This is a genomic window from Citrobacter meridianamericanus (assembly GCF_041320245.1).
Classification (GTDB): Bacteria; Pseudomonadota; Gammaproteobacteria; order Enterobacterales; family Enterobacteriaceae; genus Citrobacter; species Citrobacter meridianamericanus.
The window spans coordinates 1,582,444-1,605,448 of record NZ_CP101036.1 but is presented as its reverse complement, the minus strand read 5'-3'; the positions used below and the strand labels follow the sequence as shown (position 1 = coordinate 1,605,448).

16 protein-coding genes and 2 pseudogenes are annotated in these 23,005 nt (G+C 50.1%); 12 read left to right on the top strand and 6 right to left on the bottom strand.

Annotated elements, in window-relative coordinates; all coding sequences use genetic code 11:
* Positions 1–10 precede the first annotated feature (10 nt).
* Positions 11–2,290, bottom strand: coding sequence for an NADP-dependent oxaloacetate-decarboxylating malate dehydrogenase (maeB, locus tag NMD08_RS07570; protein ID WP_151217626.1), 2,280 nt, complete (start codon positions 2,288–2,290; stop codon positions 11–13).
* A gap of 278 nt (positions 2,291–2,568) precedes the next feature.
* Between maeB and tkt the strand changes: the two genes are divergently transcribed.
* Positions 2,569–4,563: a transketolase gene (gene tkt / locus NMD08_RS07565; protein WP_370619902.1), complete on the top strand. Its 1,995-nt coding sequence runs from the start codon at positions 2,569–2,571 to the stop codon at positions 4,561–4,563.
* A gap of 96 nt (positions 4,564–4,659) precedes the next feature.
* Here tkt and NMD08_RS07560 read toward each other — a convergent pair whose 3' ends face one another.
* Entirely contained in the window at positions 4,660–5,382 is a 723-nt protein-coding gene (locus tag NMD08_RS07560) for a GntR family transcriptional regulator (protein ID WP_278238396.1), read from the bottom strand.
* Positions 5,383–5,581: 199 nt separating this feature from the next.
* Between NMD08_RS07560 and NMD08_RS07555 the strand changes: the two genes are divergently transcribed.
* The 7 genes and pseudogenes from NMD08_RS07555 to NMD08_RS07525 all read left to right on the top strand — a co-directional run bounded on the left by NMD08_RS07555 (position 5,582) and on the right by NMD08_RS07525 (position 11,917).
* Positions 5,582–5,890, top strand: a complete 309-nt coding sequence (locus NMD08_RS07555) for a PTS sugar transporter subunit IIB (RefSeq protein WP_192464953.1) — start codon at positions 5,582–5,584, stop codon at positions 5,888–5,890.
* Positions 5,891–5,989: 99 nt separating this feature from the next.
* Positions 5,990–7,309, top strand: a complete 1,320-nt coding sequence (locus tag NMD08_RS07550; RefSeq protein WP_370619899.1) for a PTS sugar transporter subunit IIC — start codon at positions 5,990–5,992, stop codon at positions 7,307–7,309.
* A gap of 35 nt (positions 7,310–7,344) precedes the next feature.
* Positions 7,345–7,656, top strand: a complete 312-nt coding sequence (locus NMD08_RS07545) for a PTS lactose/cellobiose transporter subunit IIA (protein ID WP_192464952.1) — start codon at positions 7,345–7,347, stop codon at positions 7,654–7,656.
* A 60-nt stretch (positions 7,657–7,716) separates the two neighbouring features.
* The gene (locus NMD08_RS07540) at positions 7,717–8,121 is read left to right on the top strand and encodes a carbohydrate porin (protein ID WP_370619897.1); all 405 of its coding nucleotides are present in this window, start codon (positions 7,717–7,719) and stop codon (positions 8,119–8,121) included.
* 21 nt (positions 8,122–8,142) lie between these two features.
* Positions 8,143–9,110: pseudogene (locus NMD08_RS07535) on the top strand (IS5-like element IS903B family transposase).
* A gap of 57 nt (positions 9,111–9,167) precedes the next feature.
* Positions 9,168–10,454: pseudogene (locus NMD08_RS07530) on the top strand (carbohydrate porin); the annotation flags it as partial.
* Between the two features lie 23 nt (positions 10,455–10,477).
* On the top strand, positions 10,478–11,917 hold the full coding sequence (locus NMD08_RS07525) for a 6-phospho-beta-glucosidase (protein ID WP_370619895.1): 1,440 nt from the start codon (positions 10,478–10,480) through the stop codon (positions 11,915–11,917).
* Between the two features lie 22 nt (positions 11,918–11,939).
* Here the strand turns inward: NMD08_RS07525 and NMD08_RS07520 are convergent, their stop codons facing one another.
* From NMD08_RS07520 to aegA, 3 genes are all read right to left on the bottom strand, one after another.
* Positions 11,940–12,983, bottom strand: coding sequence for a DUF1176 domain-containing protein (locus NMD08_RS07520; protein ID WP_151217631.1), 1,044 nt, complete (start codon positions 12,981–12,983; stop codon positions 11,940–11,942).
* A 122-nt stretch (positions 12,984–13,105) separates the two neighbouring features.
* On the bottom strand, positions 13,106–13,681 hold the full coding sequence (nudK, locus tag NMD08_RS07515) for a GDP-mannose pyrophosphatase NudK (protein WP_151217632.1): 576 nt from the start codon (positions 13,679–13,681) through the stop codon (positions 13,106–13,108).
* A gap of 67 nt (positions 13,682–13,748) precedes the next feature.
* On the bottom strand, positions 13,749–15,728 hold the full coding sequence (aegA, locus tag NMD08_RS07510) for a formate-dependent uric acid utilization protein AegA (RefSeq protein WP_187253538.1): 1,980 nt from the start codon (positions 15,726–15,728) through the stop codon (positions 13,749–13,751).
* Positions 15,729–15,992: 264 nt separating this feature from the next.
* Between aegA and narQ the strand changes: the two genes are divergently transcribed.
* A complete protein-coding gene (narQ, locus tag NMD08_RS07505; protein ID WP_151217634.1) occupies positions 15,993–17,690 on the top strand; it encodes a nitrate/nitrite two-component system sensor histidine kinase NarQ in 1,698 nt (565 codons plus the stop codon).
* Between the two features lie 172 nt (positions 17,691–17,862).
* Entirely contained in the window at positions 17,863–20,976 is a 3,114-nt protein-coding gene (gene acrD, locus NMD08_RS07500) for a multidrug efflux RND transporter permease AcrD (protein ID WP_370619893.1), read from the top strand.
* A 75-nt stretch (positions 20,977–21,051) separates the two neighbouring features.
* On the opposite strand, the gene ypfM is transcribed toward acrD, so the two are convergent.
* Complete coding sequence (gene ypfM, locus NMD08_RS07495; protein ID WP_001386977.1) at positions 21,052–21,111, bottom strand: protein YpfM; 60 nt, start codon at positions 21,109–21,111, stop codon at positions 21,052–21,054.
* 387 nt (positions 21,112–21,498) lie between these two features.
* Between ypfM and NMD08_RS07490 the strand changes: the two genes are divergently transcribed.
* Both NMD08_RS07490 and dapE read left to right on the top strand, forming a co-directional pair.
* Positions 21,499–21,855, top strand: coding sequence for an ArsC family reductase (locus NMD08_RS07490; RefSeq protein ID WP_151217636.1), 357 nt, complete (start codon positions 21,499–21,501; stop codon positions 21,853–21,855).
* A gap of 3 nt (positions 21,856–21,858) precedes the next feature.
* On the top strand, positions 21,859–22,986 hold the full coding sequence (gene dapE / locus NMD08_RS07485; RefSeq protein WP_005121892.1) for a succinyl-diaminopimelate desuccinylase: 1,128 nt from the start codon (positions 21,859–21,861) through the stop codon (positions 22,984–22,986).
* Positions 22,987–23,005 lie beyond the last annotated feature (19 nt).

The following is a 23,005-nucleotide window of genomic DNA, read 5'->3' as shown; positions in this document are numbered from 1 at the left end:
TAAAGTGAAATTACAGCGGCTGCGTTTGCGCTTCTACGACCGCCAGCGCCACCATATTTACGATACGACGAACAGAAGCAATCGGTGTTAATACGTGAACCGGTTTCGCTACGCCCATCAGTACCGGGCCGACCGTTACGCCTTCTGAACTTGAAACTCGTAGTAAGTTGTAACTAATACGCGCGGCTTCCATATTCGGCATGACCAGAATATTGGCGGAGCCTTTCAGCGGGCTGTCCGGCATCCGGTCATTACGAATACTTTCCACCAGCGCGGCGTCACCGTGCATTTCACCGTCAATCATCAGTTCTGGCGCATGAGCCTTAATCAGCGCCAGCGCCTCACGCATTTTGCTGGCCGACGGGCAGTCAGATGAACCAAAATTGGAGTGCGACAGCAGTGCCACCTTCGGCTCGATGCCAAAGCGACGCACGGTTTCTGCCGCCATCACAGCGATCTCTGCCAGTTGCTCCGGCGTAGGATCGTCATTGACGTAGGTATCGGCGATAAAGGTGTTACCGCTTGGCAGCAGCAGGGCGTTCATTGCCCCAGCCGTATGTACGCCATCACGGTAACCAAATACCGCATTTACCACGCTGAAGTGCTCGTGGTAGTCGCCGATTGTGCCGCAGATCATCGCATCCGCTTCACCGCGCTGCACCATGATCGCGCCGATCACCGTGGTATTAGCAATCACCGCCCGCTGCGCCTGCTCCTGAGTGATCCCACGACGCTTCATGATCTGATAATACTCACTCCAGTACTCTTTAAAACGCGGATCGGATTCATTGTTGACGATCTCAAAATCAACGCCCGCTTTGATCTGCAGACCCAGTTTCTGGATGCGCATTTCGATCACGCTCGGACGACCAATCAGGATCGGCTTCGCCAGACCTAAAGTGATCAATTCTTGAGTGGCGTGCAGCACTCGCGCCTCTTCCCCTTCCGTCAACACCACGCGCTTCGGCGCTTTGCGTGCCAGCGAGAAAATCGGCTTCATAAACAGGTTGGTTTTGTAGACGAATTCGGTCAGCTTATCGATATAAGCGTCAAAGTCGGCAATCGGGCGCGTTGCCACACCGGAGTCCATCGCCGCCTTCGCGACCGCAGGGGCGATTTTGACGATCAGACGTGGGTCGAACGGCTTAGGAATAATGTATTCCGGGCCAAAGCTCAGGTCCTGATCGCCATAGGCAGAAGCCACCACTTCGCTCTGCTCGGCGTGCGCCAGCTCAGCAATGGCGTGTACCGCGGCCAGTTTCATCTCTTCGTTGATAGCAGTAGCGCCGACATCCAGCGCGCCGCGGAAGATGAACGGGAAGCACAGAACGTTGTTAACCTGGTTCGGGTAGTCGGAACGACCGGTGCAAATGATGGCGTCGGAACGCACCTCTTTTGCCAGCGGCGGCAGGATTTCCGGTTCCGGGTTCGCCAGCGCCAGAATCATTGGCGCACGCGCCATCTTCTTGACCATTTCCTGCGTCAGCACTTTCGGGCCGGAACAGCCAAGGAAAATGTCTGCGCCATCAATCACGTCGTCCAACGTGCGCTTACCGTCATCCACCACCGCGTAAGCCGCTTTGGTTTCCGCCATGTTCGGTTCGCGGTCTTTGTAAATCACGCCCTTGGAGTCGCAAACCACAATGTTGTGTTTCTGCATCCCCAGCGCCACCAGCAGGTTCATACAGGCAATCGCTGCCGCACCTGCGCCGGACACCACCATGCGCACATCAGAGATATTTTTCTCAACCACCCGCAGACCGTTAAGAATGGCGGCGGTACTGATGATTGCCGTGCCGTGCTGATCGTCGTGGAAGACCGGAATATTCATGCGCTCACGCAGCTTTTGCTCAATGTAGAAGCATTCTGGCGCTTTAATATCTTCGAGGTTAATGCCGCCAAACGTGGGCTCCAGGGCCGCGACCACGTTGATAAATTTATCCGGATCGAGTTCATCTACTTCGATGTCGAACACGTCAATCCCGGCGAATTTCTTAAACAGAACGCCTTTACCTTCCATCACCGGCTTGCCAGCCAGCGCGCCAATGTTGCCCAGCCCCAGCACCGCCGTACCGTTAGAGATAACCGCAACCAGGTTGCCGCGCGCGGTGTATTTGTAGGCCGCCAGCGGGTCCTTTTCAATTTCCAGACACGGTGCTGCAACACCGGGTGAATAGGCCAGCGCAAGATCACGTTGAGTGGCAAGCGGTTTGGTCGGAGAAACCTGAATTTTGCCTGGTACTGGAAATTCGTGGAAATCGAGGGCGCTTTGTTTTAACTGGTCATCCATCTTGTTGTTCCTTTCACGTATCGATCAAAAAAGTGTCGCAGGTACCCTTCTATTGAGCCGCACATTATCACCTCTGTCAGCGGCGCAAACTTTGAAGGTCCCCAAACTCTCACTACTCAAAGAAAGAATTTGTTATCAATTTATAACAACCATGTTACCTGCTTAAGCCAGCAATACCATGCCTGTCTGCTATGCTTTTTGCTGACAACGCCTGCAAATTCTCCAAAAGTGTGAATTAACACACGCTCTAACGCTTTACTTTTCAAGGAGTATTTCCTATGACCCGTAAAGATCTTGCCAATGCCATTCGTGCGCTAAGTATGGATGCCGTACAAAAAGCTAACTCAGGCCACCCCGGCGCGCCAATGGGTATGGCTGATATCGCCGAAGTACTGTGGAATGATTTCCTCCGCCATAATCCAAGCGATCCTCACTGGTACGATCGCGATCGGTTTATTTTGTCCAACGGCCACGCCTCAATGCTGCTTTACAGTCTGCTGCATCTTTCCGGCTATGACCTGCCGCTGGAAGAATTAAAAAACTTCCGCCAGCTGCATTCAAAAACTCCCGGCCACCCGGAGCTTGGCTACACGCCGGGCGTGGAAACCACCACCGGGCCGCTGGGCCAGGGTTTAGCCAACGCTGTCGGAATGGCGATTGCCGAACGCACGCTGGCGGCGCAGTTTAACCAGCCGGACCATGAGATTGTCGACCATTTCACCTGGGTTTTTATGGGCGACGGCTGCCTGATGGAGGGGATTTCTCACGAAGTCTGTTCGCTGGCGGGCACGCTGGGACTTGGTAAACTCATCGGCTTCTACGATCACAACGGCATCTCAATTGATGGCGAAACCGACGGCTGGTTTACCGACGATACTGCGAAACGCTTCGAGGCCTACCACTGGCATGTGATACACGATATTGACGGTCACGATCCTGAAGCGGTGAAAAAAGCGATTCAGCAAGCGCAAAGCGTTACCGACAAGCCGTCGTTGATTATCTGCCGCACGGTGATTGGTTTTGGATCACCGAATAAAGCCGGGAAAGAGGAAGCGCACGGTGCGCCGTTAGGTGAAGAAGAAGTGGCGCTGGCCCGACAGAAATTAGGTTGGCATCATCCTGCTTTTGAGGTCCCCAAAGAGATTTATCGGGCGTGGGACGCGCGCGAGAAAGGCGAAAAAGCGCAACAGGACTGGAATGAGAAATTCGCGGCGTATCGACAAGCGCATCCGGAACTGGCGGCAGAGTTTACCCGGCGGATGAGCGGAGAACTGCCGGAAGCATGGGAAGAAACAACCCAGCAATATATTACCGACCTGCAAGCCAACCCGGCCAAAATAGCCACCCGTAAGGCCTCGCAAAATACCCTGAACGCCTACGGACCGATGCTGCCCGAACTGCTTGGCGGCTCAGCGGATCTTGCGCCCAGCAACCTGACCATCTGGAAAGGCTCCACTTCTCTTAAGGAGGATCATGCAGGAAACTACATCCACTATGGCGTGCGTGAATTTGGTATGACCGCGATTGCCAACGGTATCGCGCACCACGGTGGCTTCGTACCATACACCGCAACGTTCCTGATGTTTGTTGAATATGCCCGTAATGCCGCACGCATGGCGGCGCTGATGAAAGCCCGACAAATCATGGTTTATACCCACGACTCGATTGGTCTGGGGGAAGATGGTCCCACACATCAGGCCGTCGAACAGCTCGCCAGCCTGCGACTGACGCCGAATTTCAGCACCTGGCGACCGTGCGATCAGGTTGAGGCAGCAGTGGGTTGGAAGCTGGCAGTCGAGCGTCATAACGGCCCTACGGCGCTGATCCTTTCCAGGCAGAATCTGGTGCAGGTTGAACGCACGCCTGAGCAAGTGCAGCAGATTGCCCGCGGCGGCTATGTGCTGAAAGATAGCGGCGGTAAGCCGGATGTTATCCTGATTGCTACCGGTTCAGAAATGGAAATCACGCTGCTGGCTGCGGAAAAACTGACCGGCGAAGGCCGTAACGTACGGGTAGTTTCTCTACCTTCAACCGATATCTTCGACGCCCAGGATGAGACGTACCGGGAGTCGGTCCTGCCAGCAAACGTCAGCGCACGCGTGGCGGTAGAAGCCGGTATTGCCGACTACTGGTACAAATATGTTGGGCTGAAAGGGGCGATTGTTGGTATGACGGGCTATGGGGAGTCGGCGCCGGCAGACAAGCTGTTCCCGTTCTTCGGCTTTACGGTGGACAACATCGTAGAGAAAGCGCATAAGGTGCTGACAAAATAACAATTCATCCGTCTTAACCCGCATACGAGGGACATTACGTCCCTCATTAAAGTGACCAACAAAATAGCCTTTATTCTGGCATGCAGACATCGTTTTTCATTTTAAGTCTTGGCATGCTTTCTGGCGTGGTAAAAAATATTTCACCTGAAACTCAAATATATTTGAATGCAATATAGAATAATCAATTGGTTGGTAATTTTCATCAACTGCCTGCGTTTGAATTCTCAATATTGGATCTTTGGTACTGGTATGAAGAATACTGGCTATTTCCGCCGTTGGAAATACCGGAGAAAACGTTTCAAACGTGCCAATTATTTTAATATTACATTCTTTTTCTATATACGTAAATTTGGAATTCCTCATATGTGAAATGGTTAATTTCGGGAAGCGACTCACTGAAAGCCAGGTTTCCTCTAATTGCGCTGGTTTATTATCAATCACCCGCAGTCGTTTTATATAATATACTGATTCATTTTGCTCCATATTTAATTCTTTAGCAATACGTCCTGAGGCTACCTGTAGTTCAAACTTCATAATCTGGCTAACGACCTCTTTACCACTGTTATATGCAATCTCACTAAAACTGTTCATGTGATGTACATGTGCGACAAAAATCTTCTTCTTCACATAGGTACCGGAACCGTGCTTACGTTCAATTACCCCCTCACTCTCTAAGAGATTCAGCGCTTTTCGTAAGGTATTGCGTGAAACATTAAAACGCTGTGCCAATTCGACTTCTGACGGCAATAAATCACCCACATTATATAAATATCCATTAATGATATCTTTCAGCATTTTTGCAATATTCTGGAATACCACTTTAGCACCTCTTTGCATTCATAAAAAACAATTGGTTACGTTATATGAAAACGAAAAAATGGAAAGTTGTTCATTTTTTCTAATCAAACTGAACCTATTTATCGATATCGACTGTGACCAATGTAACAAAAAACACCCCAAGGATTAAATAATATTAAAACGTAGTCATTCAGATTTAATATAACAATTGAGGATTTATATGAAAAATATATTATTGGTTTGTGCCGCGGGAATGTCGACCAGCATGTTAGTAAAGAGAATGATTGAACATGCCATAACTATCAATGCTGATTTTAATATTAATGCACTGGCTATTGCGGAAGCCAAAGGACGGATCAAAAACAATGAAGCCGATGTTGTCTTATTAGGTCCACAGGTTCGTTTTCAGAAATCTGAAATTGAAGAGGTTGCACAAGGAAAAATCCCTGTCGCGGTTATTGATATGAAAGATTACGGATCAATGAATGGCAAAGCAGTTCTGGAGTTTGCACTGAAACTTCTCAAGTAACCAACGCACTGCATAGTATATTCCTGCTCCTGAGAATAACCAACTCAGGAACCAAAAGACCTATCCAAAATAAATACCTAACAATTACAGGTGACCGTAATGGGATTAATGAATACCTTTGAGCGAGGGATGGAACGTTTTCTTGTTCCAATAGCAATAAAATTAAATTCACAAAAGCACGTTGCTGCTGTTAGAGATGGGTTTGTCTATACCTTTCCAATTATAATGGCAAGTTCATTAATTGTATTAATAAATTTTGCGATCTTATCACCCGATGGCTTTATCGCCGGACTGCTGCATCTTAGCAGCATATTCCCGAACCTGGAAAAGGCTCAAGCCATCTTTACCCCAGTAATGAATGGCTCCGTGAATATCATGTCCATCATGATTGCGTTTCTCGTCGCCAGAAACATGGCAATCAGCTACGAACAGGATGAGCTTCTGTGTGGATTAACAGCTATTGGCGCGTTTTTCATTGTTTATACTCCCTATCAGATGATCGATAACCAGGCATTTCTGACAACCAAATTTTTAGGTGCACAAGGCCTGTTTGTTGCAGTCATCGTGGCGTTATTGACCAGTGAAATTTTTTGTCGGATGGCAAGAAATCCCAAGATAACCATCACCATGCCAGCAGCGGTTCCACCTGCAGTTGCACGATCGTTCAAAGTGTTATTACCCATTTTCTTTGTGATGATCTTTTTTTCAGCACTGAATTTTTTACTCTCCCTTATCTCTCCCAATGGGCTCAACGATCTGATCTATACGTTAATTCAGGCTCCTCTCAAGCATATGGGGACGAACATCTTCGCTGTCATCGTTCTGGGCGCCGTCGGAAATTTTCTGTGGGTTCTCGGGATCCATGGCCCTAATACAACATCAGCTATTCGTGAAACGGTTTTTTCCGAAGCAAACCTGGAAAACCTTTCCTGGGCCGCCCAGCACGGCGCAACCTGGGATGCCCCCTACCCGGTAACCTGGACATCAATCAACGATGCATTTGCAAACTGCGGTGGCTCAGGTATGACCTTAGGATTATTACTGGCGATCTTTATTGCTTCACGTCGCGCTGAATATAGAGATCTGGCCAAGATGTCTTTTATACCCGGTATTTTCAATATTAATGAACCGGTCATGTTTGGCTTACCTATTGTATTGAACCCAATAATGATGGTGCCTTTCATTCTGGTGCCGATTGTTAACTCGCTGATTGGCTATTTCTTTGTCACGATGAAAATCATTCCCCCGGTTGCCTATGCCGTGCCGTGGACCACCCCAGGTCCCCTCATCGCATTTCTTGGAACAGGTGGTAACTGGTTGGCTTTACTCGTGGGCTTGCTCTGCCTCGGCGTTGCAACATTGATCTATTTACCCTTCGTTATTGCTTCCAATAAAGTGAATGCTACCACAACTGAATAACCATCAGATTATCAAATAAAAACCAGGAGTTATTTATGTTTGCCAATGAAGAAACAGTAATGGAATTATTGATTCATGCCGGACAAGCTCGTTCCGACGCAATGGAGTCGCTGAAGTATGCGCGTGAAAAAAATTGGGATGCTGTAACGCAATTGCTGAAAAGCTCAGAAGAAGCAAGCCTTCAGGCTCATAAAATACAAACGGCTTTAATCAGCCAGGATGAAGGCTGCGGAAAAATAAATGTCAATTTAATTCTCGTACACGCACAGGATCATTTGATGAATGCGATACTTTGCCAGGACTTAGTCAAAGAAATAATAGCATTAAGGAAAGAGCTTTTTTCCTGATTTACTTTCCTTCAGCAACCAGTTAGAGGAAGGTATTTTAGCTTATCAAGGATACTCTATATGCAATTAAATAAATACAAAACCAATATTTTATATGTATTGGTATGCCTCGCTTTATACCCTGCTAGCGCACTGGCAAATAAATTAACTATTGAACAAAGGCTGGAACTTCTTGAAACAGAGCTGACAGAAAACAAGAATGAACTGCAAAAAACAAAAGAAGAGTTGGGGCATTACAAATCAAAGGTTGCATCTTTGCAGCACAGTATAATAGCAAATGGTTACCGCAAGGCAGCTATTTCTGAACCATCAAAATCATCCCCCGTCGCCGATAACATAGCGAATGAAAATGGCGAACTCACCCAATCCGCGGAGAATGCTACGGTTAAAGGTAGTCAGCAGATAGCCGTTATTGACAGCAACGGTGAACAGACCACCATTGAAAGCGTCACGCGGCTTTGTTGAATAAATCGAACTTTTGCTGAGTTGAAGGATCAGATCACGCATCTTCCCGACAACGCAGACCGTTCCGTGGCAAAGCAAAAGTTCAAAATCACCAACTGGCCCACCTACAATAAAGCCCTCATCAACCGTGGCTCCATAACTTTCTGGCTGGATGATGAAGCTATTCAGGCCTGGTATGAGTCAGCAACACCTTCTTCACGAGGCAGACCTCAGCGCTATTCTGACCTTGCCATCACGACTGTGCTGGTCATTAAACGCGTATTCAGGCTGACCCTGCGCGCTGCGCAGGGCTTTATTGATTCCATTTTTCTCTGATGAACGTTCCGCTACGCTGCCCGGATTACAGCTGTGTCAGCAGGCGGGCAAAGTCGGTTAACGTCAGTTTCAAAACGTTCACCCGGGGTGAAATCGCGCATCTGGTGATTGATTCCACCGGGCTGAAGGTCTTTGGTGAAGGCGAGTGGAAAGTCAAAAAGCATGGCCAGGAACGCCGTCGTATATGGCGAAAGTTGCATCTGGCAGTTGACAGCAACACACATGAAATCATCTGTGCAGACCTGTCGCTGAACAATGTGACGGACTCAGAAGCCTTCCCGGGTCTTATCCGGCAGACTCACAGAAAAATCAGGGCAGCATCGGCAGACGGCGCTTACGACACCCGGCTCTGTCACGATGAACTGCGGCGTAAGAAAATCAGCGCGCTTATCCCACCCCGAAAAGGTGCGGGTTACTGGCCCGGTGAATATGCAGACCGTAACCGTGCAGTGGCTAATCAGCGAATGACCGGGAGTAATGCGCGGTGGAAATGGACAACAGATTACAACCGTCGCTCGATAGCGGAAACGGCGATGTACCGGGTAAAACAGCTGTTCGGGGGTTCACTGACGCTGCGTGACTACGATGGTCAGGTTGCGGAGGCTATGGCCCTGGTACGAGCGCTGAACAAAATGACGAAAGCAGGTATGCCTGAAAGCGTGCGTATTGCCTGAAAACACAACCCGCTACGGGGAGACTTACCCGAAATCTGATTTATTCAACAAAGCCGCGTCACGCTTAAAGATATCAGCAAGTACATTAAGGATGATATCGGTTTTAGTTACCAGGGATATTTTCGCTCCGGATGGGGGACGGGTAATCACGGTTCGCCGGAAACTTATGCAGCCGGATCGTTGGGCCGTTTTGGTAACGAAATGAGCGGTTGGTTCGATCTGACATTAAATCAACGCGTTTATAATCAGGATGGTAAAACGGCTAATGCGATTGTCACCTACGATGGTAACGTTGGTGAACAATACAACGACGCATGGTTTGGCGACAGTGATAATGAAAATATCATGCAATTCAGTGATATTTATCTGACAACTCGTGGTTTTTTACCTTTTGCACCTGACGCTGATTTTTGGGTGGGCAAGCATAAATTACCTCAGTATGAAATTCAGATGCTTGACTGGAAAACATTAACTGCGGATGTCGCCGCTGGAGTGGGTATTGAAAATTGGGCATTAGGGCCAGGCATGCTCGATGTTTCCTTAAGCCGCGATGATGTTGATGTCTATTCCCGCGATTTTGAACATACCACTCAAATGAATACCAATTCTGTCGATCTGCGCTACAGGAATATACCTTTATGGAATAATGGAATGTTATCGCTGATGGCCAAATACTCTTCACCTAATAAAACCAATCAACAGGAAAACAATGAAAATGACGGTAGCTACTTTGAAATGAAAGATAGCTGGATGTTGACATCAATACTTCGTCAAAACATGGAGCGTGATGCGTTTAACGAATTTACTCTGCAAATTGCTAACAACTCTTATGCCAGTAGTTTCGCCAGTTTCTCCGATGCAAGCAATACTATGTCTCATGGTCGTTACTACTATGGCGATCATACCGACGGTATTGCCTGGCGTTTGATTTCCCAGGGAGAAATGTATCTCGGTGACAATATCATTATGGCCAATGCTTTGGTCTATTCTCATGGGGAAGATGTATACAGTTATGAAAGCGGCGCACACAGTGATTTCGATAGTATTCGTACGGTTATTCGTCCAGCATGGATCTGGAATACCTGGAATCAAACTGGCGTAGAATTAGGCTGGTTTAAACAACGTAATAAAACTCAACAAGGTATTACCCTTGATGAATCAGCATATAAAACGACCCTTTACCATGCCTTTAAAGTTGGAACCAGTATTTTAGGCTCAAGACCTGAAATTCGTTTCTATGGCACATATATTAATATTTTGGACAATGAACTCTCTAACTTTAATTTTGATGATAAAAGTAAAGATGAATTTATGGCCGGTGTGCAAGCCGAAGTCTGGTGGTAATAATTTAATTAAGGAGAAATATTATGTTTGGTTTTAAAAGTGATTTCCTTTGGGGGGGCGCCGTGGCCGCACATCAACTTGAAGGGGGCTGGAATGAAGGCGGAAAAGGAATCAGTATTGCCGATGTTATGACTGCAGGGGCATATGGCGTCCCACGCGAAGTGACCGCAGGGGTAATGGAGGGACGAAACTACCCAAACCATCAAGCTGTTGATTTTTATCATCGGTACAAAGATGATATTAAACTATTTGCTGAAATGGGATTCAAATGTTTTCGCACATCCATCGCCTGGTCCCGAATCTACCCTCTCGGTGACGAAATTGAACCGAATGAAGCTGGATTACAGTTCTATGATGATATGTTTGATGAATGCCTGAAATACAATATCGAACCGGTTATTACTTTGTCTCATTTCGAAATGCCATACCATCTTGTCACTGAATATGGTGGCTGGCGTAATCGTAAAATGATCGAATTTTTTACCCGCTTTGCCAAAACAGTTTTTACTCGCTATCGGTCCAAAGTAAAATACTGGATGACGTTTAACGAGATAAATAATCAGGTTAATTTTCATGAAAGCCTTTGTCCGTTTACTAATTCCGGGGTTCTTTATTCTGATGATGAGAATGAATACGTTCGTGAAAAAATAATGTATCAGGCCGTACATTATGAACTGGTTGCCAGCGCAATGGCCGTAGATGCCGGGCACATTATTAATCCTGATTTTAAAATTGGTTGTATGATTGCGATGTGCCCGATTTATCCTCTCACCTGTGCGCCAGCAGACATGATGATGTCCATTAAGGCAATGCATCGCCGTTACTGGTTCACCGATGTTCATGTGCGCGGCCATTACCCGCAACATATGGTTAATTATTTCGCCAAAAAAAATTTTTCCCTCGACATAACTGAGAGTGATCTTGAGATTCTGCAGCATGGTTGCGTAGATTATATTGGTTTCAGCTACTATATGTCTTTCGTCACCCAATCCACAGATGATAACCCAGATTTTAATTACGTTGAGCCGCACCATTTAGTTAAAAACCCTTATATTCAAACATCTGACTGGGGATGGCAAATCGATGCCCAAGGGCTACGATATTCACTTAACTGGTTCTGGGATCATTACCAGTTACCGATGTTTATTGTAGAAAATGGTTTTGGCGCAATTGACACACTGAAAAATGACAAAACCGTAGACGATCAGTATCGTATTGATTATCTCACGGCACACGTCAGTGAAATGAAAAAAGCCGTGGTTGATGATGGCGTCGATTTAATCGGCTATACGCCATGGGGATGCATTGATCTGGTTTCTGCTGGTACCGGAGAAATGAAGAAACGCTACGGAATGATTTATGTAGACAAAGATAATTCCGGCAGGGGTTCACTGGAGCGTTATCGTAAAAACTCTTTTTACTGGTATAAAGAAGTTATTGCTCATAACGGTAATAATCTTTAATTATTTCTGCCATATCAACACATCACCGCGTGATCCACAGCGTGGGCCAGGCATCTGGCCCATGCCAGTTATCGCAGCTTGGCTCCTGGGCATAACGCACCAGACGAAAACGCTGACCGTCGTAGCGCCAGCGAGTCTGGATCCCGCAATCTGCCATCCCTCGCCCTTTGGCGAGAGTTACCAGCTCCCGCGATTTCTCGTCAAACGTAGCGTTGGTCAGCTCCATATCGCGACTTTCTGCATCCGTTTTAAAAGGCAGACTTAGCCGTACCGCACGTGAAGTCAATGGCGTAGTACGTGAAACCACCCACGCCAGATCGATGGTGTTATACGCCCCGGCCTCACAGCCGATCATCATCAGCGCTTTATCATCCGTTAAGGCCGTCACGCGTATCTCGCGACGCAGCGGATCGATCGAGCAGCGAATACCGTTGATCCGCCAGTTACCGTAGTCCAACAGTTCACTGCGCTCTTGCTGCGTGAGAGGCGTTGGTGTTGGGTTAATGACAGCCACGCCTTTTAAAGCGGGAGCCGGTGGTACGCTGAGCGGTGGCTCGTCGCCTTTTTCGATCCATGCGGTTTCGTTACCGACCCGTTTTTGCTGGGCGTCGATAAACAGCAGCGCGGCTTTTAGCCCGACCAGTGACAAGGTTTGTGCGCCTTTTTGCAGGGTTATCGCCTTCGCGTCCTGGACGGTTTGTAAAAATGCGCTGATGGTGGCCGGATCATCGGTCATCAGCTGCCAGGGGGTAATACGCCAGCGTTCGCCGCGAAGCGAGAGCGGTGCGCCATCCAACAGCAGACGTGGCGCAATATCGCTCTCTTTGATATTGGAAGACTCCAGTCCACCCAATTCAATACGCAACACAGCGTCGGTATGTGCCCCAGCGCTACGGCTTAAAGTCATGACCAGGCCGTGATGTTCTCCGGTATTGCGCGCCACGCAAAAGTTTTGGTTATTGCACGTTACCTGCCAGTCAGAAAACGCCTGTTGCGCAGGCGCTGCCCACAGCAAACTGACGGGTAACAACCCGAGCAGGAAAAGTAAAATAACGCGATAGCGCATGAACGGTACAACCCCGAAGTCAAAACACACAGCCTAAGCGGTATCTTCCTTGCGCGACTGATGTGGCTCAATAAGAATCGTCGGATTGGCCGAAAATTTGTAAAGAAATATAAATACCGGTATTAGTCCATGAGATGCGACGACTGCAAATAATTCAGTAATAGCACCGTTTTACCGTCACGGATCTCACCCGTTTTAATCATTTCCAGCGCCTGGGTAAACGGCAGCTCCAGAACCTCGATATCTTCATCCTCCACACCGCCGCCCGCGTTTGCCCGCTGGTTGTCGCTGTATTGGGCGATGAAAAAGTGGATTATCTCCGTCACGCCCCCCGGCGACATGTACAGTTCGAACAGCTTACGCACTTCACCTACTTCAAAACCGGTCTCTTCAATGGCCTCTTTGCGAATGCACGCCTCCGGTTCGTCGTTATCCAGAAGCCCGGCGCAGGCTTCAATCAGGTGACCATCTTCGTTACCATTGACCCAGGTAGCAACGCGAAACTGGCGAATTAACACCACCGTTTTCTTCTCCGGGTTATACAGCAGGATAGTGGCACCGTTGCCGCGATCGTAAACCTCGCGTTTATGACGAATCACCTCACCGTTGCTACGGGTCAGATCATAGGTGATGTTGCGCAGGATGAAGTAGTTATCGGAAAGGACTTTGTCTTTGATGAGGGTGATTTTTTGCGACATACCGGCTCCACGACGAAAAGTGAGAAATAATACTACGCCGTGAAACCGGGTTTGTCTTGAGCTCAGGCTAGTGAGATTTGGCTGATTTTACGCCCAGCCAGTCAACGATCCCCTGTGCAGCATGTCGCCCTTCCGCCATCGCCGTCACCACCAGATCCGCACCGCGAACCGCATCGCCACCGGCAAAGATTTTCGGGTTACTGGTTTGATAACGGTATGCGCTTTCAACATCGGCGGCAATGCGCCCCCAGCTATCGACCTTAACACCATGCTTCTCAAGCCACGGCATACCGTGCGGATGAAAACCAAACGCCATAATCACCGCATCTGCGGGCATAACAAACTCACTCCCGGCGATGGGGACCGGGCGACGCCGCCCCTGTGCATCAGGCTCGCCAAGCTGGGTACGTAAGAAACGCACGCCGCTGACGCGACCGTCGGCATGCAATACCAGCTCCACCGGCTGGACGTTAAATTCAAAGTTTGCCCCCTCTTCCCGGGCATTCTTCACCTCTTTTTTCGAACCCGGCATGTTGGCTTCATCACGACGATAGGCGCAGGTCACCTGGCTTGCACCGTGGCGCAGCGCAGTACGTACACAGTCCATGGCCGTATCGCCTCCGCCGAGAACAACCACGTTCAACCCGGCGGTGTCGATAAACGGCTCTTCAGGCAACTCATCCAGCCCCATCACCTGTTTGGTGTTGGCAATCAGGAATGGCAGTGCGTCATACACGCCAGGCGCGTCTTCATTCGGCAGATCCGCCTTCATCGAGCGATAAGTCCCGACCCCCACAAACACGGCATCGTAATCCTCGAGTAACGTGGCCAGCGTAACGTCCTTGCCGACCTCACAATTCAGTTCGAAATGAATACCCATGGCGCTGAAGATTTCGCGGCGGCGCGTCAGCAGCGATTTGTCCAGTTTGAAGGCCGGAATACCGAACGTCAGCAAACCGCCGATTTCAGGGTGGCGATCGTACACGGTGGTGTTGATACCGCTGCGCGCCAGCACATCTGCGCAGGCCAGACCCGCAGGGCCCGCACCGATGATGGCAACACGCTTGTCCACTTTCTGCACGTGGCTTATGTCTGGTCGCCATCCTTTGCTCAACGCCCGATCGGAGATGTAACGCTCAATATTACCGATAGTCACCGCGCCATGCTCGTTACGTACGGTACAGGCGCCTTCACAGAGCCGATCCTGCGGGCACACGCGCCCTGTCACTTCCGGTAAGCAGTTGGTCTGGTGAGAAAGTTCAACCGCCGCGTCGATGTTCCCGGCTTTGACCAGCTCAATCCACTGCGGAATATGGTTATGCAACGGACAAGTCCATTCGCAAATACTGTGGTCGCCGCACTTCAGGCAGCGGGACGCTTCCCGCTCCGCCTGTACTGTGCGAAACGGCAGATAGATCTCTTCAAAACTTGTTTTACGCGCTTCAATCGGTAGTTTATCCGGTTCGCCACGCGCAGGCGTAGCCTGCATTTGCTCACGTTTGGTAATGACATGTGGAACAAAATCGGTAGCGCTGGCATGCCAGGGCTGGCTTTCCAGACTGGCGGTACGCAACCTGCGCGCTTTTGACAGACCGGTCAGCGAATTCTCCGTCACCAGCTGTAACGCCTGCGCCGGACAGTTTTCTACGCAGGCGGGTCCCTGTTCACGCTCCTGACACAAATCGCATTTGTGCGCGGTCGCTTTGACCTTTCCTTTAGCGACGGGCGTGAGTACGATCTGCATGGTGCCGAAAGGACAGGCCACAACGCACGATTTACAGCCAATACACTTTTGCGGGTTAACCTGGACGCTGTCATTTTCATGGCTGATTGCCCCGTTCGGGCAACTTCGGGCGCAGGGCGCATCTTCACAGTGATGGCAGGTTACCGCACTGCGCTGCTTCTGATGCTTGATGACGGTAATTCGGGGCTGAAAATGCCGTTGGCTCAGGACATGCTGCTCGCCGTTGTGAGCCATGACGCAGGCGACCTCACAGGCATGGCATCCCAGGCACTGCTGGCTATTGACCATAACAAAACGATTCATGGCTTCCTTCTTTTTTGGTTGCAAAAACCTTATTCTTTATATGAGTGTTGTTATTAACCGACACGGAAGGAAGCGGCAATGTTCATTTGCCCAGGAAGCGCAACTATTTATCCAGAACCTGTGGCAGATCAATTTATTTCATCGCATATGAAATTGTGTTTCAGTTACTATTCAGTTTCATGGCGTTTTTATTAACATTTATCAAATACACCGCATCGTTCAGGCTGTTTTAAGGCGCGACGTGTATTGTGTGGGGATGCACAAGTGACGGTAAAGCGTCCGGTCTCGGCCAGTCTGGCTAAAGCTTTTTTCTACATCGTGTTGCTGTCGATTCTCTCAACGGGTATTGCGCTGCTCACGCTGACCAGCAGCTTACGGGATGCTGAAGCCATCAACGTTGCGGGCTCATTGCGCATGCAAAGTTACCGTCTGGGTTACGATCTGCAAAGCCAAAGCCCGCAGCTCAACGCTCACCGCCAGCTTTTCCAGCAGGCGTTAAACTCACCCGCATTACAAAATCTGAACGCATGGTATGTTCCGCAAGCGGTAAAAAGCCGCTATGGGCATCTGCACGCCAACTGGCTGGAAATGAACGCCCGTCTGATCGATGGCGATTTAAAATGGTACCAGGCCAATATCAATAGCTATGTCGATCAAATCGATCTCTTCGTGCTGGCGCTGCAGCATTATGCCGAACGCAAAGTGATGTTAGTTTTCGGTATTTCACTGGCAGGCGGAATCGGCATATTCACTCTCGTCTTCTTTACCTTGCGGCGCATTCGCCAGCAGGTGGTACGCCCACTCAATAAGCTGGTGATGGCCAGCCAGCACATTGAACACGGTCAGTTTGATATCCCGTCGCTGGATACCGGTTTGCCCAACGAACTGGGGTTGCTGGGCAAGACCTTTAGCCAGATGTCGAGTGAGTTACATAAGCTTTACCGCTCACTGGAAGCCTCCGTTGCGGAGAAAACGCACGATCTCCACGAAGCTAATCGTCGCCTGGAAGTGCTGTATCAGTGTTCTCAGGCGCTGAATACCAGCCAGATTGACGTGTACTGCTTCCGCCACATTTTACAGATTGTCCGTGAGCATGACGCCGCGTATTTCCTGGAACTGACCGTCGGCGATAACTGGCGTATCAGCGAAGGGACGAAAAGCCCCGATCTCCCGATGCAGATCCTGCCGGTCACGATGCAGGAGACCGTTTATGGTGAACTGCACTGGCAAAGCCCAAACGTGAATGCTTCCATCCCGCTGCTCAACAGCGTTTCCTCAATGCTGGGACGCGGGTTGTACTTCAATCAGGCGCAAAAACATTTTCAGCAGCTGTTGTTAATGGAGGAGCGGGCGACGATTGCGCGCGAGCTGCACGACTCGCTGGCGCAGGTGCTCTCTTATTTACGCATTCAGCTCACGTTGCTGAAGCGCTCGATCCCGGAAGATAACGCCCCGGCGCAAAGTATTATGGCCGATTTTTCTCAGGCGCTGAACGATGCCTATCGTCAGTTACGCGAACTGCTCACCACCTTCCGCCTGACCTTACAGCAGGCCGATCTGCCCTCAGCATTACATGAAATGCTGGAGACGCTGCAAAATCAGACCTCGGCTAAACTGACGCTCGATTGCCGACTACCTACGTTGGCGCTGGACGCGCAAATGCAGGTGCATCTGCTGCAGATCATCCGTGAAGCGGTGCTGAACGCGATTAAGCATGCCAGCGCCACCGAAATTGCCGTCAGTTGTGTCACCGCGCCGGATGGCAACCACACGGTTTATATACGCGATAACGGCATCGGCATAGGTGAACCGCACGAGCCTTCAGGACACTACGGGTTAAATATTATGCGTGAGCGGGCAGAAAGGCTGAGCGGCACGTTGACCTTCTCACAACCCTCTGGCGGGGGAACGCTGGTGAGCATCAGTTTTCGTTCGGCAGAATCCGACGGTGGACTGACGTAAAAAAACGAACAGCGTCGTCGGGCCTGACGGCGTTGGCACGAAAGGTACGCCGTAAACGGGCATGATAATTTACATTATCTTCTTTTTTTCTCCACGTTTGACCCGTACCTTGCCGCTAAAGTGAAGCAAGTCATACCTATAACGATACGCAGAAACACGAGGTCCCCTTTTAATGGCGAATTTTTTCATCGATCGCCCCATTTTTGCCTGGGTGTTAGCTATCCTGTTGTGCCTGACAGGAGCCCTGGCTATTTTTTCGCTGCCCGTTGAGCAATATCCCGATCTGGCGCCCCCCAACGTGCGGATTACCGCGAACTATCCAGGTGCCTCTGCGCAAACGCTGGAAAATACCGTAACCCAGGTTATCGAGCAGAACATGACCGGCCTCGACAATCTGATGTACATGTCGTCACAAAGCAGCGGGACAGGCCAGGCATCAGTTACGCTGAGCTTCGTCGCCGGAACCGATCCTGATGAGGCCGTCCAGCAGGTGCAAAACCAGTTGCAATCGGCAATGCGTAAGCTGCCGCAGGCGGTACAGGATCAGGGGGTCACGGTACGAAAAACCGGGGACACCAATATTCTGACCATCGCCTTCGTCTCCACCGATGGCTCAATGGATAAGCAGGATATCGCCGACTACGTCGCCAGTAATATTCAGGACCCGCTCAGCCGCATCAACGGCGTGGGCGATATAGACGCCTACGGCTCACAATATTCCATGCGGATCTGGCTCGACCCAGCCAAGCTAAACAGCTTCCAGATGACTGCCAAAGATGTGACCAACGCTATCGAGTCACAAAATGCGCAGATTGCCGTCGGACAACTTGGCGGCACGCCTTCGGTGGACAAGCAGGCGCTAAATGCGACGATTAACGCCCAGTCCCTGCTGCAAACGCCAGATGAATTCCGTGCGATTACACTTCGTGTCAACCAGGACGGATCTGAAGTTAAACTGGGTGACGTAGCAACAGTTGAAATGGGTGCAGAAAAGTATGACTACCTCAGCCGCTTTAACGGCAACCCGGCTTCTGGTCTGGGGGTGAAACTGGCCTCCGGGGCCAATGAAATGGCAACGGCAGAGCTGGTGCTTAACCGCCTTGACGAACTGTCACAGTATTTTCCGCACGGGCTGGAATACAAGGTGGCGTATGAAACCACCTCTTTTGTTAAAGCCTCAATTATCGACGTGGTGAAAACGCTGCTGGAAGCGATTGCGCTGGTATTCCTCGTGATGTACCTGTTCCTGCAAAACTTCCGTGCCACGCTTATACCGACCATCGCCGTTCCGGTAGTGTTAATGGGCACTTTCTCCGTGCTTTACGCCTTTGGCTACAGCGTTAACACCTTGACGATGTTTGCCATGGTGCTGGCGATCGGCCTGCTGGTCGATGACGCCATTGTGGTGGTGGAAAACGTCGAGCGTATTATGAGTGAGGAAGGACTCACGCCGCGTCAGGCAACGCGGAAATCGATGGGGCAAATTCAGGGCGCGCTGGTCGGCATCGCTATGGTACTGTCGGCGGTGTTCATCCCGATGGCCTTCTTTGGTGGTACTACCGGGGCTATTTACCGCCAGTTCTCGATTACCATCGTCTCCGCGATGGTGCTGTCCGTTCTGGTGGCGATGATCCTCACCCCCGCCCTGTGTGCCACCTTGCTCAAACCACTGCATAAGGGCGAACATCACGGACAAACGGGTTTCTTTGGCTGGTTTAACCGGATGTTTAATCGCAACGCCGAGCGCTACGAAAAAGGTGTCGCCAAAATTTTGCACCGTAGCCTGCGCTGGATCCTGATCTACGGCCTGCTGCTCGGCGGCATGGTCTTCCTGTTCCTGCGTCTGCCCACCTCCTTCCTGCCGCTGGAAGATCGCGGCATGTTTACTACCTCGATACAGTTGCCCAGCGGCTCCACACAGCAGCAAACGTTGAAAGTGGTTGAGGAAGTAGAGAAGTATTACTTCACCCATGAGAAAGACAACATTATGTCGGTCTTTTCCACGGTTGGTTCCGGCCCGGGCGGGAACGGTCAAAACGTAGCGCGTATGTTTGTCCGTTTAAAAGACTGGGATGAGCGCGACGCCATCACCGGAACCTCTTTCGCCATTATCGAACGTGCGACCAAAGCCTTTAATAAGATTAAAGAGGCCCGCGTCTTCGCCAGCAGTCCTCCGGCGATTAGCGGCCTCGGAAGCTCTGCCGGTTTCGATATGGAGCTGCAGGATCACGCTGGTGCCGGTCATGACGCGTTAATGGCCGCACGCGACAAGTTGATTGAACTGGCCGGGACAGACGCGTCCCTGACCCGCGTTCGTCACAACGGTCTGGACGACAGCCCGCAGCTGCAAATTGATATCGATCAGCGCAAAGCCCAGGCGTTGGGCGTTTCCATTGACGATATCAACGACACAATGCAAACAGCCTGGGGCTCCAGTTACGTTAATGACTTCATGGACCGGGGCCGCGTGAAGAAGGTCTACGTGCAGGCGGCGGCAAAATATCGCATGCTCCCGGACGACATCAACCTATGGTACGTACGCAACAATAGCGGCGGCATGGTGCCTTTCTCGGCCTTTGCCACGTCACGTTGGGAAACCGGTTCACCGCGTCTGGAACGCTATAACGGCTACTCCGCCGTCGAGATCGTCGGTGAAGCCGCGCCCGGCGTCAGCACCGGTACAGCGATGGACATCATGGAATCGCTGGTCCATCAGTTACCAACCGGATTCGGCCTCGAATGGACGGCAATGTCCTATCAGGAACGACTGTCGGGCTCTCAGGCTCCAGCCCTGTACGCTATTTCTCTGTTGGTGGTATTCCTGTGTCTGGCTGCCCTGTACGAAAGCTGGTCGGTTCCCTTCTCCGTCATGCTGGTTGTGCCTCTGGGGGTAATTGGCGCGCTACTCGCCACCTGGATGCGCGGCCTGGAAAACGATGTGTACTTTCAGGTCGGGTTACTCACCGTTATCGGGCTTTCGGCAAAGAATGCGATATTGATTGTTGAATTCGCCAATGAGATGAACGAGAAAGGACACGATCTGCTCGACGCCACGCTGCATGCCTGCCGCCAGCGCTTGCGTCCAATTCTGATGACGTCGCTGGCGTTTATCTTCGGAGTCTTGCCGATGACCATTAGCAGCGGCGCAGGTTCCGGCGGCCAACATGCGGTGGGGACTGGCGTAATGGGTGGGATGATTTCAGCCACGATCCTGGCGATTTACTTCGTGCCCCTGTTCTTTGTACTGGTGCGCAGACGCTTCCCGTTGAAACCGCGCCCGGAATAATCGGACACAAAAAAGGCGACTTACGTTGAGTCGCCTTTTTTTATCCCTTGCAGGATATGAATTTCTTCCAGAAAATTATTTACGAAGCATCACTTCGATAAAGTCTTTCCAGTTCCCCAGTTCACGTTCAATCATAACAACCTCTCTTATTATTATGAGCATTCTACAAAAACATCATCATCAAAAGAAGATCATTTAACCGATGGTTGTGATTACATCCTCCCGTGTTTGGGGTTATGTATTCACTATGCGCCATACCCATAAATTTTATGTGACTTAATGCAATATTTTGAAATATTCATACACTATCTACTACTTTGCCAATTCTGATGGAAAAACAGACTGATGCAAACAGATAAATTCTGAATTGTGGTTCAGTACAGATTATTGGAACTTTCAGGAATTATTATTAACCATTGCTCAACAATGTTATATTTTTCTATAACGCCTGAATGACAATATGTATTATCTGCATTCATCAGCACAAGAATAGATATTCAAAATTAGTTAATAAGGATTCAAATGATCACCCTCTACGGTATTAAGAATTGCGACACAATTAAAAAAGCCAGACGCTGGCTGGAAGAAAATGAGGTCGACTACCGCTTTCATGATTATCGCGTCGATGGTCTGGACAACGCGCTATTACACACTTTTATCAGCGAGTTAGGTTGGGAGGCACTGCTCAATACGCGTGGCACGACCTGGCGTAAACTGGATGAATCCACTCGCAGTCAAATCACCGATGCGGCTTCCGCCGCCGCGTTGATGATTGAAATGCCAGCAATTATCAAACGCCCATTGCTCTGCGCGCCGGGTAAGCCTATGCTGCTTGGTTTCAGTGAATCCAGTTATACTCTGTTTTTTAATGAGGTGTAATCTATGTCGTGCCCGGTTATTGAGCTGACACAGCAGCTTATTCGCCGTCCTTCTCTGAGCCCGGATGATGCCGGGTGCCAGGCGTTAATGATTGAACGTCTGCGCGCGGTAGGTTTTACCGTTGAGCGTATGGATTTTGGTGACACACAGAATTTTTGGGCATGGCGCGGTACAGGTGAAACCCTGGCGTTTGCCGGTCATACTGACGTAGTGCCTGCCGGCGATGTCGATCGCTGGATCAATCCGCCGTTCGAGCCGACCATTCGCGATGGCATGTTATTCGGGCGTGGCGCTGCCGATATGAAAGGCTCACTGGCGGCAATGGTCGTGGCCGCAGAGCGTTTTGTCGCCCAGCATCCAAACCATCAGGGTCGTCTGGCATTTTTGATAACTTCAGACGAAGAAGCCAGCGCCAAAAACGGCACCGTGAAGGTGGTTGAAGCGCTAATGGCACGTAACGAACGACTGGATTATTGCCTGGTCGGCGAACCGTCCAGCACCGAAATCGTTGGCGACGTGGTGAAGAATGGACGTCGTGGTTCACTGACCTGCAACCTGACCATTCACGGCGTGCAAGGCCACGTAGCCTACCCTCATCTGGCCGATAACCCGGTACACCGCGCAGCACCAATGCTCAACGAACTGGTGGCAATTGAGTGGGACCAGGGGAACGAATTTTTCCCGGCGACCAGCATGCAGATTGCCAATATTCAGGCAGGTACCGGCAGCAACAACGTTATCCCCGGCGAACTGTTTATTCAGTTCAACTTCCGTTTCAGCACAGAACTGACCGATGAAATGATTAAAGCACGGGTTCACGCGCTGCTGGAAAAACATCAGCTGCGTTATACCGTCGACTGGTGGCTTTCCGGTCAGCCGTTCCTGACCGAACGCGGTAAACTGGTGGATGCAGTAGTGAACGCTATTGAGCACTATAATGAGATTAAACCGCAGTTACTGACTACAGGCGGGACGTCCGACGGGCGCTTTATTGCCCGCATGGGGGCACAGGTAGTCGAACTTGGGCCGGTCAACGCCACTATTCATAAAATAAATGAATGTGTTAATGCCGCCGACCTGCAACTGCTTGCCCGTATGTATCAACGTATCATGGAGCAACTCGTCGCCTGATGAGTACTCCCGCAAGAGG

Coding starts and splice junctions, on each gene's coding strand:
- maeB (WP_151217626.1), bottom strand. CDS start 2,290: ATGGATGACCAGTTAAAACAAAGCGCCCTCGATTTCCACGAATTTCCA.
- tkt (WP_370619902.1), top strand. CDS start 2,569: ATGACCCGTAAAGATCTTGCCAATGCCATTCGTGCGCTAAGTATGGAT.
- NMD08_RS07555 (WP_192464953.1), top strand. CDS start 5,582: ATGAAAAATATATTATTGGTTTGTGCCGCGGGAATGTCGACCAGCATG.
- NMD08_RS07550 (WP_370619899.1), top strand. CDS start 5,990: ATGGGATTAATGAATACCTTTGAGCGAGGGATGGAACGTTTTCTTGTT.
- NMD08_RS07545 (WP_192464952.1), top strand. CDS start 7,345: ATGTTTGCCAATGAAGAAACAGTAATGGAATTATTGATTCATGCCGGA.
- NMD08_RS07540 (WP_370619897.1), top strand. CDS start 7,717: ATGCAATTAAATAAATACAAAACCAATATTTTATATGTATTGGTATGC.
- NMD08_RS07525 (WP_370619895.1), top strand. CDS start 10,478: ATGTTTGGTTTTAAAAGTGATTTCCTTTGGGGGGGCGCCGTGGCCGCA.
- NMD08_RS07520 (WP_151217631.1), bottom strand. CDS start 12,983: ATGCGCTATCGCGTTATTTTACTTTTCCTGCTCGGGTTGTTACCCGTC.
- nudK (WP_151217632.1), bottom strand. CDS start 13,681: ATGTCGCAAAAAATCACCCTCATCAAAGACAAAGTCCTTTCCGATAAC.
- aegA (WP_187253538.1), bottom strand. CDS start 15,728: ATGAATCGTTTTGTTATGGTCAATAGCCAGCAGTGCCTGGGATGCCAT.
- acrD (WP_370619893.1), top strand. CDS start 17,863: ATGGCGAATTTTTTCATCGATCGCCCCATTTTTGCCTGGGTGTTAGCT.
- NMD08_RS07490 (WP_151217636.1), top strand. CDS start 21,499: ATGATCACCCTCTACGGTATTAAGAATTGCGACACAATTAAAAAAGCC.
- dapE (WP_005121892.1), top strand. CDS start 21,859: ATGTCGTGCCCGGTTATTGAGCTGACACAGCAGCTTATTCGCCGTCCT.